The organism is Sinomonas terrae (assembly GCF_022539255.1).
Taxonomy (GTDB): Bacteria; Actinomycetota; Actinomycetes; order Actinomycetales; family Micrococcaceae; genus Sinomonas; species Sinomonas terrae.
Map to the genome: position 1 here is coordinate 111920 of NZ_JAKZBV010000001.1, position 15599 is coordinate 127518.

Genomic DNA, 15599 nt, shown 5'->3' on the forward strand with positions numbered 1-15599 from the left:
TATCCACAGTTGTCCACAGGGATCTCAACATCTGGGAAGGAGTTATCAACAGCGATATCCCCAAGGGGTGTTCACTCCCAAGTTCTCGACTGTCGGAGGGCATGGGTACCGTCTTGGAGCATCCAGCATTCTGTGCCGGAGCTTGGTCTCTCTTCCTTGCGAGGTGCTTCTGATGTCCGCTACCCACACCGAGTCGGCTCCTTCCTACAGAGATTCGGACACTGGCCGAACGCCACCTCAGGACATCGTTGCCGAGCAGTCGGTGCTCGGCGGCATGATGCTTTCCAAAGACGCGATCGCGGACGTCGTCGAGGTTCTCCGTGCCCCCGACTTCTACCGGCCGGCACACGAGACCATCTTCGAGGCGATCACGGACCTCTACAGCCGCGGGGAGCCCGCGGACGCCGTCACCGTTTCGGACGAGCTCACCAAGCGTGGCGAGATCAACCGGGTAGGCGGTCCGGCGTACCTCCACGAACTCATCCAATCGGTCCCTACCGCCGCCAACGCCGGCTACTACGCGGAGATCGTCGCCGAGCGGGCCGTCCTGCGCCGGCTCGTGAGCGCAGGAACGAAGATCGTTCAGCTCGGGTACGGGCAGGACGGCGAGGTTGAGGACCTCGTCAATGCGGCTCAGGCAGAGGTGTTCGCGGTCGCGGAGCGTCGCCAGGGCGAGGACTATGTCGCCCTCTCCGAGGTCATGGAGTCCGCGATGGACGAGATCGAGGCGGCTGGGCATCGCGGTGAGGGCATCACCGGCGTCCCGACAGGCTTCTATGAGCTCGACGAGCTCACCCACGGCCTGCACGGAGGCCAGATGATCGTTATCGCGGCGCGTCCGGCCGTCGGAAAATCAACCTTCGCGCTCGACTTCGCCCGCTCAGCCGCGATCAAGCACAAGCTCCCGACCGTCTTCTTCTCGCTCGAAATGAGCCGCAACGAGATTGCGATGCGCCTCATGAGCGCCGAGGCCACGATCCAGCTCCAGGACCTCCGCCGAGGCACCCTCCGCGACGAGCAGTGGGCCAAGATCGCCAAGGTCATGGGACCGCTCAACGAGTCGCCGCTCTTTATCGACGACTCGCCGAACATGTCGCTGATGGAGATCCGTGCGAAGTGCCGCCGGCTCAAGCAGCAGCACGGACTCCGCCTCGTGGTTCTCGACTACCTGCAGCTCATGAGCTCCGGCAAGAAGGTCGAGAGCCGCCAGCAGGAGGTTTCCGAGTTCTCCCGTGCGCTCAAGCTCCTCGCCAAGGAGCTCGATGTCCCAGTCATTGCCCTTTCGCAGCTCAACCGTGGCTCGGAGCAGCGCCAGGACAAGCGACCGATGGTTTCGGATCTCCGCGAATCGGGCTGCTTGACCGCTGATACGCGAGTGCTGCGCTCGGACACGGGGGCAGAAACGACCATGGGAGAGCTCTTTGCGACTGGTGCCAAGGATGTCCCAGTATGGGCGCTGGATGAGAGTCTTCGTTATGTCGAACGGCATCTGACGCACGTGTTCTCGACCGGCATCAAACCCGTCTACCGAATGACACTCGCCTCGGGCCGCGCTATCAGGGCGACAGGTAATCATCCGTTCTTCACTTATGCGGGCTGGCGCGCTCTTGAAACGCTGACCGAAGGCGACCGCGTCGGTGTTCCTCGCCATGTCAACGGTCCAAGCTTGAGAGTTGACTGGGACGATCGCCAAGTGAAGATGCTGGCGCACCTCCTTGGAGATGGATCTTTCGTGCGACGGCAGCCCATTCGTTATGCGACGAAGGATGAGAAGAATGTGGCAACCGTCGCCGACGCTGCGACCTACTTCGGCGTGACTGCGGTACGGGATGACTATGAGGCAGCCCGTTGCGTAACAGTGCGGCTCCCCGCGCCCTACCGTTTGACTCACGGCAGGCGAAATCCAATCGCGGCGTGGTTGGACGGCCTAGGTCTATTCGGCGCACGAAGCCACGAGAAATTCGTCCCGGAAGCTGTCTTTGCTCTGCCGAAACGACAGATTGCCTTGTTCCTTCGTCATCTCTGGGCAACCGACGGCTCCGTTACGGTGAACAAGGCGGAAACAGGTGGGCGCATCCACTACGCCTCGACCTCCCGGCGGCTTCTCGACGGTATCGCGGTGCTCCTGCTCAGGTTCGGTATCACGGCGCGTATCAAGAAGGCGACGCCAAAGGGCGCTTACCACCCGGGCTACACCCTTGATGTCTCTGGCGCGGACGATCAGCGCCGTTTCCTTCAGGAGATCGGAGTCGACGGGGAGCGTTCCATCAACTGTGAGCGTCTTCTTCGAATCGTCAGAGAGGTCACCACCAACACCAACGTGGACACGGTCCCCCGCGAGGTGTGGGACGACGTACGGTCGATCCTGGCCGAAAAAGACGTTCGGCATCGTGATTTCCAGGCTGCTCTCGGGACCCAGTACTGTGGATCGGCCCTGTTCAAGAGTTCGCCGTCCCGCCAACGGCTCGCCCAAGTTGCAGAAGTCCTGAATTCGGCCGAGCTAGAAATTCATGCCCTCAACGACGTCTTCTGGGACGCGATTGTCAGCATCGAACCCGATGGTGTCGAGGAGGTCTTCGATGCGACAGTGCTCGGAACTCACAATTTCATTGCGAACGGTATAGCAGTTCATAATTCGATCGAACAGGATGCCGACATGGTGATCCTGCTCCATCGCGAGGACGTCTACAACAAGGAGTCTCCACGCGCGGGTGAGGCCGATATCCTCGTTGCGAAGCACCGCAATGGCCCGACCAAGGACATCGTCGTCGCGTTCCAAGGCCATTACTCCCGCTTCGCCAACATGGCTGTCGATTCGGGCGACGGCGAGGGCGGCGGCTTCTAGGAGTCGGCGAGCGAGACCTCGAGCCCTCGGAGTCGCGCCGGGTCGGCGACGACGTCGACGGACCCGATCCGGCCGCCGTCGACCGTGAACGCGAGCACGAGCCGAAGGTGCCCCCGCGGCGCAACGACGAGCCCGGGAGTGCCGTCGAGCAGGGCCACTCGGGCGAATGGCGCGCGGAGGGCCGAGGCAACCGCGGCGCGTGCCACCTCTTGGGAGCCGCGAAGCATGACGGCGATGTGCGCCGGCGTCGCAGCGGCGTCCGCAGTCAGTACGACGTCGGGGGCCAGCAGGCTGACGAGCGCCTCGAAGTCGCCGGAGCGTACCGCCGCCAGATAGGCCTCCACAGCCTGCCGCTGCCGGACCGCGTCGGGGGTGGGCGAGGCGGACCCCTTGACCCGACGGCGCGCCCGGCTCGCGAGTTGCCGCGTCGCCTCGGTCGACTTGCCGAGAATTGGCGCGATGCTGTCGAACGGGACGTCGAACATGTCGTGGAGCACGAAGGCGAGGCGTTCGGCCGGCTGGAGCGAGTCCAGGACGACGAGCAGCGCGAGGCCCACAGCGTCCGCCATCACGGCCTCCTCCTCGGGGTCGCTCCCAGACCGCAGGTCCGCTAGTTCGGGGATCGCGTCATCGAGGGGCGCCTCCCTGTGCGCTTCCCGGGTCCGCAGCACATTGAGGCAGATCCGGGCGACGACGGTCGTGAGCCAAGCGCCGAGGTTCTCGATGGCTTCGACGTCCGTGGTCGAGGTGCGCACCCAGGCGTCCTGCACGGCGTCGTCGGCCTCGGAGAGTGAGCCGAGCATGCGGTAAGCCATGGCACGGAGGCGGCCGCGCTCCGCTTCGAATCGACGGGCCAGGAGATCAGAGGCATCCACGGATGTCACATTTCAGCACCTTAGCGTGTCATGCAAGCACAGGAGGCGATCCAGCGGAGGGAGCAGAACCATGGCACAACCAGTTCTCGTGACGGGCGGGACGGGCACGCTTGGGCGGCAGGTCGTCGCCCGACTCAGGGAAGTGGGTCAGCCCGTCCGGGTGTTGAGCCGCCGCGCAGGCGGCGCGGATGACGGCGACGAGCACGTGAGCGGGGACCTCGCCACGGGAGTGGGGATCGAGGCGGCGGTCGACGGCGTTCACGCAGTTGTGCATTGCGCGGGAACCCAGAAGGGCGACGGTGACAAGGCACGGCGCCTCGTGCGGGCGGCCTCGGCAGCCGGAGTCGCGCATCTTGTCTTCATCTCGGTCGTGGGCGCGGACGCCATTCCGGTGGTCAGCCGGATAGACCGGGCCGCCTTCGCCTACTTCGCGTCCAAACGCGACGCCGAACGCGTCGTCGAGAACTCGGGAATTCCGTGGACCACGCTTCGCGCCACCCAGTTCTACGACCTCACGCTCCTCACCGTGCGGGCGATGGCGAAGCTGCCGGTCATCCCGGTGCCGCGCGGCTTCCGCTTCCAGCCGGTCGACTCGGCCGAGGTCGCAGATCGGCTCGTCGAGTTGGCGCTCGGTTCCCCGGCGGGTCTCGTGCCGGACCTCGCGGGGCCGGCGGTCTATTCCATGCAGGATCTGATCGGCTCCTATCTCGAGGCGACGGGGCAGCGCCGGGCGCTCCTCCCGTTCCCGATGCCAGGCGGTGCGGCACGGGCCATCCGAGCGGGGGCAAATCTTGCTCCGAGCCACGGGACCGGGCAGCGGACGTGGGAAGACTTCCTCGCCTCGGCTGTCGGTGGCACGACCTACAGTGGGTCGCATGGACCACGCCGGAGCCGAGGAGGCAGATCCTAAAGCGCGTGCGACCGCGGACGGCGGGGGAGCGCGGTCGGTCGCCCGCGAGATCCTGCGGCTCGCCCTGCCTGCGTTCGGCTCGCTCATTGCGGAACCGCTCTTCCTGCTCGCCGACTCCGCCATCGTGGGTCACCTCGGCGTCGACGAGCTCGCTGGACTGGGACTCGCGACGACGGTCCTCCAGACCGTCGTCGGGCTCATGGTGTTCCTCGCCTACGGAACTGGCCCGGCGGTCGCCCGCTTCCTCGGAGCAGGCCAGGCTGGGCGCGCGATGGCGGCGGCGCGCGACGGCGTCTGGCTCGCTCTGCTGCTGGGCGCACTGCTCGCCCTGGTCGGCTGGGCGGCAGCTCCCGCCGTCGTGCGCGCGATAGGTGCGGCGCCAGCGATTCAGACGTACGCCGTCGACTATCTCGTCTGGTCGATGCCGGGCCTCGTTGGAATGCTGCTCGTATACGCCGGAACGGGAGTGCTGCGCGGTCTCCAGGACACCCGGACTCCGCTCGTCGTCGCCACCGTCGGCTTCGCGGCGAACGCGATGCTCAACTTCCTATTCGTCTACGGGTTCCGCTGGGGCATCGCGGGATCTGCTATCGGAACGAGCGTCGCCCAACTCGGCATGGCGAGCGTGTACCTCGCGATCGTCGTCCCCCGGATGCGCCGCGAAGGGATCGCCCTCGGCCCCCACTGGCACGGGATCCTCTCCGCAGCACACGTCGGCTCGTGGCTCATGCTGCGCACGGCCACGCTCCGCGCCGCGATCTTCGCGACGGTCGTGGTCGCGACCGCGCAAGGTGCGGGGAACCTCGCGGCGCACCAGCTCGCCATGACGATGTTCAACTTCCTCGCGTTCGCCCTGGACGCGCTCGCGATCGCAGCACAGGCGCTCATCGGCAAAGAGCTCGGCGCCTCAAATGCGGCTCGCGCGCGCGAGCTCACGGGAACCATGGTCCGCTGGTCCCTCGGTTTCGGCGTGGTGACTGGAGCCGTGCTCGCAGTTGCCGCGCCATGGATTGGATGGATCTTCACGTCAGATCCGACGGTGCATGCGGCCCTGACTCCCGCGTTGCTCGTGCTCGCCGCGAGCCAGCCTCTGTGCGGATTCGTCTTCGTGCTCGACGGCGTGCTCATAGGGGCTGGCGATGCCCGTTACCTTGCGCTGGCCGGCGTGCTCAACCTTGTGGTCTACGGCCCGCTTCTCGCCTGGGTGAGCGTCTCTGCCCTGACGGGCCCGTCCGGGCTCGCGTGGCTCTGGGGCGCCTTCGCGGGCGGCTACATGCTCGCCCGGGCCCTCACGCTCGGTCTGCGGGCGCGAGGGAGCAGGTGGCTCGTGCTCGGCGCCCACTAGACTTGGCGCATGCCTGCCGACTCTCCGTCGCCCGATCGTGCCCACCTCTGGCTGCCCGTTCTGGGCCGCGCGCTCGCCGCGCTCGCCTTCGGAGCGGTCACGGTCTTCTGGGGGCAGCCGACGACGGCGGGAGCTGCTTGGGTGGTGGCGGGGTACCTGTGGCTCCTGCTCGCCGCGCAAGCCTGGCTCCTGCGCGCGGAGCGTCCCGCCCCGAACCGGGCCTCGGCGCTGACTGCCCTCATCCCCTACGCCTTGGCGGCCTGCTGCGGCATCGCAATCGTCACGGTACCGTCCGTGGGCCTGCTCGCTGCCGGCGGGGCAGCGGCTCTCATCCTCGTGGGCGTCTCGGATATCGCCCGAGCGGTGCTCGCCCGCCGAGGGCCCGTATCGGGCGTGAGCCCTCTCGCGAGAGATCTCCCCATCACGGGCGTTGTGAGCCTCGGAGCGGGAATCCTGCTTCCGTTCTTCGCCGGGCTCGGCCCGCACGCTATCCTCGGCGTCGCCGGGGGAGGAGCGATCATCACCGGCGTTCTGCTCGCGATCGCAGCCCTGACCCTTCGGCACGATTCCACAGCCGCGGCGCGAGTGGCCTAGAATTGAATGGTTCTGCTTTCTACTTGGCGTAGAAGTCCCACCTAGGCACACAACTAGGCACGTAACGGCAGAGCCTCAGATTCACCGCCGCACCCACAGCAGCGCTGGCAGCGCAAGGAGGGCCCATGACCGAAGAATCCCCACGCGGACCGCGCGTTGGCATCAAGGGACCCCTCATGTTCTCCGCCTTCTTCGGAGTCGTCTCGTTCGTCGCGGTCCTGTTCTTCGCATCCGGTGGCACTGGCCACGGGATGCGGTTCGACCTTGCCTTCGCGGCCGGCGGGATCGCGTTCATCGCGTGCCTTGTCATCGCCGCGATGCTCTCGATGACCTACAAGGAGAACCCCGAGCATCTCAGTCAGGGCTCAGGGGTCAACCTCCGCTCTGAGGACCGCCTCAAGCGGCCGAAGCCCAAGGGCGATGCCTCGGGTGAAGGTGCTGGCACGTCCGAGGGCGGGCCGACCAGTGAGGGCACCACGGAGGGCGAGGGCCGCGCCTGACCCGGCACCTGACCGTGCCTTGACGGACTGGCCCCGCTCTGGGCGTACACCTTGGGCCTGTTCGCGCCCGTGAGCAGGCCAGACGACGACGCCTATCGCAGACTTCTCTTTCGACATGTACATTGAGAAGACCCGACTTCTCCGGCTCGCCCGGCGTGGTTCGGAAAAGACCGACCCGAGACCTTGTGAGCCGAAGCGCATGATGTACCTCCCCGCGGCCCCGAGCCAGGAAGCCGGACTCGCTCCGGCGATCCGACTTTCGCCGCGCCGCCGTGCCGTGGCTGGCCTCCTCGGCATCTACCTCGGCGCCTTCGGCGCCCATCGCTTCTATCTCGGCTACACAGCCATGGGCATCGTCCAGATCATGGCGGCAATCCTGTTCGCCAGGGAGACCTACGGGGCAATCTTCCTCTGGGGCATCGTCGAGGGGACCCTCATTGTCCTCGGAGCCCAGCCGTTCCGAACGGACGCCCAGGGGCGCCTTCTCCGCTGACCGCTCAGCTCCAGACGGGGCTTTGGTCAGTCCAGCCGACCGGCACGCCGAGCCGCTCGACCGTTCCTGGGGTCGAGGTCTCCCCGCTGCCCGTCACTGCGAGCGCGTGAACCACGAGGCGTGTCTGCACGGCCGCGACCCAGGAAGCTGTGTCCGCGTGCTTGTGCCGCGCATCCACGACGAGCCAGACCTGGTCGGCCCGCAGGCGCTCGGCCGCCGCCGCGTTCGACGCCGTCCAGGCAGGCCTTCCCAATCCGAAGGCGACGACCACTGGCTTCCCGAGCGCAGCTCCCTGTTCCCGTGCCGCGACCGCTTCACGCCGGCCCTCTAGCGAAGGCCTTCCATACGCCTCGAGCAACCCGGACGTGTACAGCTGCCCGCCAACCGCCTCGGCGAGTGCCATCGCGGGGCCGAGTGCGCCGTCGTGCGGGGCCGCGACGACGATGAGGCTCCCTGGCGCCCGCAGCGGCCCCCCGCTGGCCTGCCCGTCGACCATGAGGGGCGCGCCGAGTTCGTGGAGCATCGCCGAGACGTTCTCGCTCGGAGCGATGGGCCCGAGATCGGGAAGGGTCTCGCGACCAGAGCCCGGAGCGGCAAGCTCGAAATCGGCCTCGTCGACATCCGGCACGACGGCCAGGCCCTCGAAGCGGAGTCCGCGCACTCGGCGGAGTCCCGAGGGCCGGACGGCCTCGGCGCTGATGAGACGCGCACCGGGTCCGAGGGCGGCGGCCTTGGCCTTGAGCTCGTCGAGCGTGCGCGCCCTCAGCAGCGTCGTGGGCACGTGCGGGCCACCCCCTGGATGTAGGCGTCGGAGACGGCTGGGGCCGGACGTCCGACGGAGACGGAAGGGCCCGGACCCCCGCCGTCGCACGGATCGGGGCAGGCCCTTTCCGAAGGGTACCAAGCGCCTCCCGGATCCCGGCTTAGCTCGCGGCCTTGCGTTCCCGATACGCGCGCACGTGGGCGCGGTTCGCGCAGTTGCCGGTGTCGCAGTAGCGCTTCGAGCGGTTCTTCGAGAGGTCGATGAGCACGGCTTCGCAGTCGTCGGCGGCGCAGACGCGCAGGCGGTCGAGTTCCTTCCCGCGGATGACGTCGACGAACGCCATCGCGGCTTCGGTCGCCATGCGCTGGGCGAGGGGGGCATCGGCGGTCGTGGCGTGGAGGTGCCAGTCCCAGTGGTCGTGCTTGACGAGCTGGGGGAGGGCCTGTGATTCCCGGAGGACCTCGTTGACGAGTGCAACAGCCTCGTCTTCCGACGCGTCCCACAGGCTTCGCAGGCGCGCCCGCAGCCCGCGTACCGAGGCGAGCTCGTCGTCGTCGTGCGTCCTCGAGCCCGTGAACCCTTCCTCCTCGAGGAAGCGGTCCAAATCGTCGGGCGTCTCGAGATGCTCGGCGCCGTCGGAATCGAGCGTGTTGACGAGGTTCACGACACTGCGCAGGGCAACTTCGGTGTCATTGGCGAACAGCACTTTGACTCCTGACTCTCCGGGGTCTAGTGTCACTAGCATACACTCGCTTTGGTCCTGACTAGCGATACTCACTAGGCGACATCCCCTAGACCACATTCGCTGGAAGCGCAGGATCCCGACCCCTCTGGAGGTGTCCCCGATGTCTGCCAACCGCTCAGGATCCGGCCTCGTCTTCGCGTTGCTCTCAGCCGGCACCTTCGGCGTGAGCGGGCCCCTCGGGAAGTCCCTCCTGGAGGCAGGCTGGAGCCCCGGTGCAACGGTCGGCACGCGCATCGGGCTCGCGGCCGCCGTCATGCTCGTCCCGACGCTCCTCATGATGCGCGGCCGTTGGTCCCAGGTGCGCAGCGGGCTCGGGATCATGGCGACGTACGGCGTGATCGCCATCGCCCTCTGCCAGTTCTGCTACTTCAACGCGGTGGCCCGCATGAGCCCGCCGGTCGCACTCATGCTCGAATACCTTGCGCCGATCATCCTCGTGGGCTGGCTATGGCTGCGGACCCGGCGCGGCCCGGGCATGCTGACGGTCACCGGAACAGCCGTTGCGATGGTGGGCCTCGTGCTCGTCCTCAACCTCTTCAGCGCCACTCGGGTTGATCCGGTCGGGGTCCTCTGGGGCCTCGGTGCGGCCGTGTGCCTCGCCGTGTACTTCGTGATCTCGGCGAAGTCCGACGGCGTTCTGCCGCCCTTTGCGATGGTGGGCGGGGGCATGGTCTTCGGCGCCGTCGGTATCGCAGTCCTGGCGGTCGTCGGTGTCCTGCCCCTCGCGGCTACGTTCGGAACGGTGCAGCTCTGGGGCACGCAGACGAGCTGGCTTGTGCCGATCCTCGGCATCACGCTCGTCGCCGCTGTGACGGCCTACTCCCTCGGCATCGTCGCGGCACAGCGTCTCGGTGCGAAGGTCGCAAGCTTCGTCTCCCTCACCGAGGTTCTGTTCTCGGTGTTGGCCTCGTGGCTCTTCATCGGCGACGTCCCAGCCCCGGTGCAGGCGCTCGGCGGGGCGCTCATCGTCGCCGGGGTCGTGCTCGTCCGGGTCGATGAGCTGCGAGCTCCTGTGGCGGAGCCGCTGCTCGAGGAGGCCGTGCCGGAACCCCTGCCGGCCCCGTCGAGCTAGCGGCCGAAGCGCGTGAGCCGGAGCGAGTTCGCGACAACCAGCACAGAGCTCGCCGCCATGGCCGCGCCGCCGATCATCGGATTCAGCAGTCCGAGTGCGGCCACCGGAATTCCGATGGTGTTGTAGGCGAAGGCCCAGAACAGGTTTGTCTTGATGACGCGCAGGGTGGACCGGGAGAGTTCGATCGCGAGGGCGACCTGGCCGAGATCGTCCGCCATGACGGTGAGGTCCGCGGCCTCGCGCGCGACATCCGTACCCGAACCCATGGCGATTCCAAGATCGGCTTGAGCGAGCGCCGCGGCGTCGTTGACGCCGTCGCCCGCCATCGCGACCCGGCTCCCTTGCGACTGAAGCCGCCGCACGGCGTCGACCTTTCCTTCCGGGCTCACCCCGGCGAAGACGTCCGACGGCGCGATCCCCACCTCGGCGGCGACCCGCGCCGCCACCGCGGGGTTGTCCCCCGTCAGCAGGACGGGCCGCAAGCCGAGTGCCTTGAGGCGTCCGACGGCGGCGGCGGACCCAGGCTTGAGCGTGTCCCGAAGGCTCACAAAGCCGGCGACGTGGCCGTCGACGGCGACCCATACGGCGGTTGCGCCGGCTTCCTCGCGGGCGGCGAACAGTTCGCGCAACGAATCGGGGGCGGCAACTCCGTTCTCGCGCAGCCACGAGGACCGGCCGACAACAACCGTCCTCTGGCCGACGATTCCCACCACGCCCCCGCCCGGTGCCGAGCGAAAGTGCTCCACCCGGGGCAGGGTCGAGACCGATCCGGCCGCGCTGCGCGCAGAAGCGGCGATCGCTTGGGCGATGGGATGCTCGCTCGCCGACTCGACCGCGCCGGCCAGCGTCAGCACCTCGTTCGCATTCCAGCCCGCGGCGGGGTCGACGGCGTCGACGGCGAGGCGACCGGTCGTGACCGTGCCCGTCTTGTCGAGCACGAGCGTGTTGACGGCGCGGGTGTCCTCCAGGACCTGCGGACCGCGGATGAGGATGCCAAGCTGGGCCCCCCTGCCGCTACCAGCGAGCAGGCCGACGGGGGTCGCGAGGCCTAGAGCGCAGGGGCACGCGATCACCAGCACTGAGACGGCGGCTGTGATTGCGGCGGCGAGGCCTCCGCCCACGAGGAGCCAGACCACGAAGGTGACCACCGCGATCGCGAGGACCACGGGAACGAACACACCGCTGATGCGGTCCGCGAGCCTCGCGATGGGTGCCTTCGAGGCCTGCGCCTCCGAGACGAGGCGGCCCATGGCAGCGAGCGTTGTCTCGGACCCAACGCGAGTCGCTTCGACCACGAGCCGTCCAGAGGCATTCACAGTGGCACCCGTGACGCGATCCCCTGGCCCGACCTCGGCGGGCACGGACTCGCCCGTGAGCAAGGAGACGTCGACGGCGGAGCTTCCTTCGCGCACGATTCCGTCGGCGGCGATCTTCTCGCCGGGCCGGACCGCGAAGACGTCGCCAGGAATCAGCTCGCCGGCCGGAATTCGATATTCGATGCCGTCCTTCAGGAGCACCGCGTATTTCGCGCCGAGGTCCAGCAGGGCTTTCAGAGCGCTTCCGGCCCGTGCCTTCGCTCGCGCCTCGAGAAACCGGCCAAGGAGAAGAAAGGTCACCACGACCGCGGCAACCTCGAAGTAGAGAGACCCGCTCTCCATCGAGTGCCCTGCGGTCAGGGCAGGATTCACGAGGAGCTGTCCAAGAGAGAAGGCGTAGGCCGCGACGACGCCCAGGGACACGAGGGTGTCCATAGTCGATGAGCCGTGGCGCGCAGCTATCGCAGCCGCCCGGTGGAACGGCCAGGACGCCCATGTGACCACGGGCAGCGAGAGAGCAGCAGCCCACCAGCCCCAGTTGGGGAACTCGAGACCGGGCACCATCGAGAAGGCGAAAACCGGAACGGTGAGGACTGCGGCGACGACGAGCCGCGGCAGCAGCTGAACTCCCGGATCATCGTGTTCCTCATGGCCCTCGGCCGGCTCATGGAGGCGCGCGGTGTAGCCGGCTGCCGCGACCCGTTCGATGAGCTGCTGGTCGTCGACGCCAGCGGGGGCGAAAACGCGCGCCGATTCAAGGGGCAGGTTGACGCTCGCCTGGACGCCCTGGATGGCTCCGAGCTTGTGCTCGACACGGCGCACGCACGAGGCGCACGTCATCCCTTGGATGTCGAGTTCAACGACCCGGGCGGTGTCGTGGAAAGACATACTTCCGATCCCCTTGCTTGCCTTGGTGCGATTGAGCCTTCAGCTACGCCTGGTTGTCGACGACGAGGTAGCCCGCTTCTGCGACGGCCTCGCTGATGGCCTCGTGCTTCAGCTTGCGATCGGAGTCGATGGTCACTTCGGAGATCCCTCCGGCATTGAGGTCCACGGAGACCTCTTCGACTCCCTCGATCGCTTCGAGTTCCTCGGAAACAGCGGCGATACAGTGGCCGCAGGTCATGCCGTCAACGTGAACGGTCGTCTTGAAATGCGTCATCTCGGTTCCTTCGGTTGGGGTGGTCTGGCCGACTGCGTCGGGGTTATCGGAGGAGGCGCCCGATTGCATCAGCGGCCTCCTTCACCTTCAGGTCGATCGCCTCAAAGCGGCGGTCGGGGTCCGGCTCGCTCGCCGCCCCCACGACGCAATGGCCGATGTGCTCCTCCAGAAGGCCGAGGCTCACTGCGTGGAGAGCCTTCGTGGCCGCCGAGACCTGGGTGAGGATGTCGATGCAGTACTTGTCGTCCTCCACCATGCGGGCGATCCCTCGGACTTGGCCCTCGATCCGCTTGAGGCGGAGCAGGTACGCCGCCTTGTTTGAGGTGTAGCCGTGGACCGGCGCCGTTTGCCCTTCCGCGCTGGATTCCGTTTCCATGCCTCGAAGCTATACCCGCCCGGGGTATCGGTCAACTACCCCTAGGGGGTATAGGACGACGCCGAGGCTCACCGGGGTCCTCACTGTGTCCGAGCACACAGCTTCTGGATTTGCCGCACCTCCGGGTGCCCGGTAATGTATTCCAAGTCGCCGACGGAGCGCGGAGCACCGCGAAGGCCTCGGCGGCCGAACCCCTTATCCCAAAGCCGGAACGGCAGCAGTGCCGCATGCCCGGTGGGATAAGGCAGACAATTGCATCGCCTCGAAAGGCCGAAAGGGAATTTGAGGGAAATGCGAGAGTCTGGTAAGTTAGAGAAGTTGCTTCGGAGCGAGCCAGGGGTTCTGGTGGGGTTCCGGAGGGGCCTGTTGTTTGAGAACTCAATAGTGTGCCATGTTCGATTGACGCCATTTTTTTGATGGCTGTATTGCCTGGCCTGCGCGCCCCTGTGTGCGGGCTGGGTTTTTGGCTTGGATCTGGTGGTCGGGGTGTCCTTTTCCGGGGCGTGCCGGCTGCCTGTGCTTTTTTGTTTTTTGACGGAGAGTTTGATCCTGGCTCAGGATGAACGCTGGCGGCGTGCTTAACACATGCAAGTCGGACGATGATGCCCCTTCGGGGGTGGATTAGTGGCGAACGGGTGAGTAACACGTGAGCAACCTGCCCTTGACTCTGGGATAAGCCTGGGAAACTGGGTCTAATACCGGATGTCCGCTTCCTGCCGCATGGTGGGGGGTGGAAAGCCTTGTGCGGTCTTGGATGGGCTCGCGGCCTATCAGCTTGTTGGTGGGGTGATGGCCTACCAAGGCGACGACGGGTAGCCGGCCTGAGAGGGTGACCGGCCACACTGGGACTGAGACACGGCCCAGACTCCTACGGGAGGCAGCAGTGGGGAATATTGCACAATGGGCGCAAGCCTGATGCAGCGACGCCGCGTGGGGGATGACGGCCTTCGGGTTGTAAACCCCTTTCGGCGGGGAACAAGCCGCTTCGGTGGTGAGGGTACCCGCGGAAGAAGCGCCGGCTAACTACGTGCCAGCAGCCGCGGTAATACGTAGGGCGCGAGCGTTATCCGGAATTATTGGGCGTAAAGAGCTCGTAGGCGGTTTGTCGCGTCTGCTGTGAAAGCCCGGGGCTCAACCCCGGGTCTGCAGTGGGTACGGGCAGGCTGGAGTGCAGTAGGGGAGACTGGAATTCCTGGTGTAGCGGTGAAATGCGCAGATATCAGGAGGAACACCGATGGCGAAGGCAGGTCTCTGGGCTGTAACTGACGCTGAGGAGCGAAAGCGTGGGGAGCGAACAGGATTAGATACCCTGGTAGTCCACGCCGTAAACGTTGGGCACTAGGTGTGGGGGGCATTCCACGTCCTCCGCGCCGCAGCTAACGCATTAAGTGCCCCGCCTGGGGAGTACGGCCGCAAGGCTAAAACTCAAAGGAATTGACGGGGGCCCGCACAAGCGGCGGAGCATGCGGATTAATTCGATGCAACGCGAAGAACCTTACCAAGGCTTGACATGGGCCGGACAGGGCTGGAGACAGTCCCTCCCTTCGGGGCCGGTCCACAGGTGGTGCATGGTTGTCGTCAGCTCGTGTCGTGAGATGTTGGGTTAAGTCCCGCAACGAGCGCAACCCTCGTTCCATGTTGCCAGCACTTGAAGGTGGGGACTCATGGGAGACTGCCGGGGTCAACTCGGAGGAAGGTGGGGACGACGTCAAATCATCATGCCCCTTATGCCTTGGGCTTCACGCATGCTACAATGGCCGGTACAAAGGGTTGCGATGCTGTGAGGCTGAGCCAATCCCAGAAAGCCGGTCTCAGTTCGGATTGGGGTCTGCAACTCGACCCCATGAAGTCGGAGTCGCTAGTAATCGCAGATCAGCAACGCTGCGGTGAATACGTTCCCGGGCCTTGTACACACCGCCCGTCAAGTCACGAAAGTCGGTAACACCCGAAGCCGGTGGCCCAACCCCCCTGTGGGGAGGGAGCCGTCGAAGGTGGGACTGGCGATTGGGACTAAGTCGTAACAAGGTAGCCGTACCGGAAGGTGCGGCTGGATCACCTCCTTTCTAAGGAGCCCCTCCCCGTTGCGGGTGCCGGCGCGCTGCGCCGGTGTGCCCGTGGGGCAGGTGGGAGCCCGTTGCGCAGGCGGATGCCCTGCGGCGGGTGCTCGTGGGTGGAACGTCATATCGGATGGCCTGGCGCCCTGTGGGGTGCCGTGGTGCGAGTACGTCCCGTGCCCTCCCTGTTCCCGTCTCTGTGCGGGTGCGGGGGGTGTGCTGGGGCTGGAAAGCGGCTGCGGTGCCCGGTGGGGCCGGGCCGGCGCGTGCGCCTTCCCTTGGTGGGGGGTGTGCGGGTGGTGGCACGCTGTTGGGTCCTGGGGCAGCAGTCCCGGATCTGTTCCCTTCCGGGTCCTCCCCGTTGTCCCCTTGTGGGGTGCGGGGGGCCGGTGGGGGTTGTTGTTTGAGAACTGTATAGTGGACGCGAGCATCTTGCGGTGCCATGGGCCCGGGTGCCTCCCTTTCTGTGGGGGGTGCGGGGGTCGTGTGGTGCCGTGTGCAATTTCTTCTTTTTGTTTCTTGGTCCTGCGCCCTGCTGCTTTCGGGTGG

The 15599-nt window shown here is 66.5% G+C and carries 13 protein-coding genes and 1 rRNA gene; 8 read left to right on the forward strand and 6 right to left on the reverse strand.

What is annotated here, in order from left to right; all coding sequences use genetic code 11:
- Nucleotides 1-172: 172 nt before the first annotated feature.
- On the forward strand, nucleotides 173-2845 hold the full coding sequence (locus L0M17_RS00515; RefSeq protein ID WP_241050230.1) for a replicative DNA helicase: 2673 nt from the start codon (nucleotides 173-175) through the stop codon (nucleotides 2843-2845).
- Here the strand turns inward: L0M17_RS00515 and L0M17_RS00520 are convergent.
- On the reverse strand, nucleotides 2842-3729 hold the full coding sequence (locus L0M17_RS00520; RefSeq protein ID WP_241050232.1) for a sigma-70 family RNA polymerase sigma factor: 888 nt from the start codon (nucleotides 3727-3729) through the stop codon (nucleotides 2842-2844). The two genes, L0M17_RS00515 and L0M17_RS00520, sit on opposite strands and share 4 nt — an antisense overlap.
- A 61-nt stretch (nucleotides 3730-3790) precedes the next feature.
- Between L0M17_RS00520 and L0M17_RS00525 the strand changes: the two genes are divergently transcribed.
- From L0M17_RS00525 to L0M17_RS00545, 5 genes are all read left to right on the forward strand, one after another.
- Nucleotides 3791-4630: an SDR family oxidoreductase gene (locus L0M17_RS00525; protein ID WP_241050234.1), complete on the forward strand. Its 840-nt coding sequence runs from the start codon at nucleotides 3791-3793 to the stop codon at nucleotides 4628-4630.
- Nucleotides 4596-5975, forward strand: coding sequence for an MATE family efflux transporter (locus tag L0M17_RS00530; RefSeq protein ID WP_241050235.1), 1380 nt, complete (start codon nucleotides 4596-4598; stop codon nucleotides 5973-5975). Before L0M17_RS00525 ends, L0M17_RS00530 begins: the two co-directional genes overlap by 35 nt.
- Before the next feature lie 9 nt (nucleotides 5976-5984).
- Complete coding sequence (locus L0M17_RS00535; protein WP_241050237.1) at nucleotides 5985-6569, forward strand: hypothetical protein; 585 nt, start codon at nucleotides 5985-5987, stop codon at nucleotides 6567-6569.
- 125 nt (nucleotides 6570-6694) lie between these two features.
- Nucleotides 6695-7069 (forward strand): hypothetical protein, encoded by a 375-nt coding sequence (locus tag L0M17_RS00540; protein WP_241050239.1) that lies wholly within the window; start codon nucleotides 6695-6697, stop codon nucleotides 7067-7069.
- 199 nt (nucleotides 7070-7268) lie between these two features.
- Nucleotides 7269-7562, forward strand: a complete 294-nt coding sequence (locus L0M17_RS00545; RefSeq protein ID WP_241050241.1) for a TM2 domain-containing protein — start codon at nucleotides 7269-7271, stop codon at nucleotides 7560-7562.
- A gap of 4 nt (nucleotides 7563-7566) precedes the next feature.
- Here L0M17_RS00545 and L0M17_RS00550 read toward each other — a convergent pair whose 3' ends face one another.
- Both L0M17_RS00550 and L0M17_RS00555 read right to left on the reverse strand, forming a co-directional pair.
- Nucleotides 7567-8343, reverse strand: coding sequence for a hypothetical protein (locus L0M17_RS00550; RefSeq protein WP_241050243.1), 777 nt, complete (start codon nucleotides 8341-8343; stop codon nucleotides 7567-7569).
- Nucleotides 8344-8485: 142 nt separating this feature from the next.
- Nucleotides 8486-9031, reverse strand: a complete 546-nt coding sequence (locus L0M17_RS00555) for a CGNR zinc finger domain-containing protein (RefSeq protein WP_241050244.1) — start codon at nucleotides 9029-9031, stop codon at nucleotides 8486-8488.
- Between the two features lie 139 nt (nucleotides 9032-9170).
- Between L0M17_RS00555 and L0M17_RS00560 the strand changes: the two genes are divergently transcribed.
- Entirely contained in the window at nucleotides 9171-10142 is a 972-nt protein-coding gene (locus tag L0M17_RS00560) for an EamA family transporter (RefSeq protein WP_241050246.1), read from the forward strand.
- Here the strand turns inward: L0M17_RS00560 and L0M17_RS00565 are convergent.
- From L0M17_RS00565 to L0M17_RS00575, 3 genes are read right to left on the reverse strand one after another with little or no spacing between them, the layout of a single operon-like run.
- The gene (locus tag L0M17_RS00565) at nucleotides 10139-12346 is read right to left on the reverse strand and encodes a heavy metal translocating P-type ATPase (RefSeq protein WP_241050248.1); all 2208 of its coding nucleotides are present in this window, start codon (nucleotides 12344-12346) and stop codon (nucleotides 10139-10141) included. The genes L0M17_RS00560 and L0M17_RS00565 overlap by 4 nt on opposite strands.
- Nucleotides 12347-12389: 43 nt before the next feature.
- The gene (locus tag L0M17_RS00570) at nucleotides 12390-12620 is read right to left on the reverse strand and encodes a heavy-metal-associated domain-containing protein (protein ID WP_241050250.1); all 231 of its coding nucleotides are present in this window, start codon (nucleotides 12618-12620) and stop codon (nucleotides 12390-12392) included.
- 43 nt (nucleotides 12621-12663) lie between these two features.
- Complete coding sequence (locus tag L0M17_RS00575) at nucleotides 12664-12996, reverse strand: metal-sensitive transcriptional regulator (RefSeq protein WP_241050251.1); 333 nt, start codon at nucleotides 12994-12996, stop codon at nucleotides 12664-12666.
- A 531-nt stretch (nucleotides 12997-13527) separates the two neighbouring features.
- Here L0M17_RS00575 and L0M17_RS00580 point away from each other — a divergent pair.
- A 16S ribosomal RNA gene (locus L0M17_RS00580) occupies nucleotides 13528-15059 on the forward strand.
- Nucleotides 15060-15599: the final 540 nt, after the last annotated feature.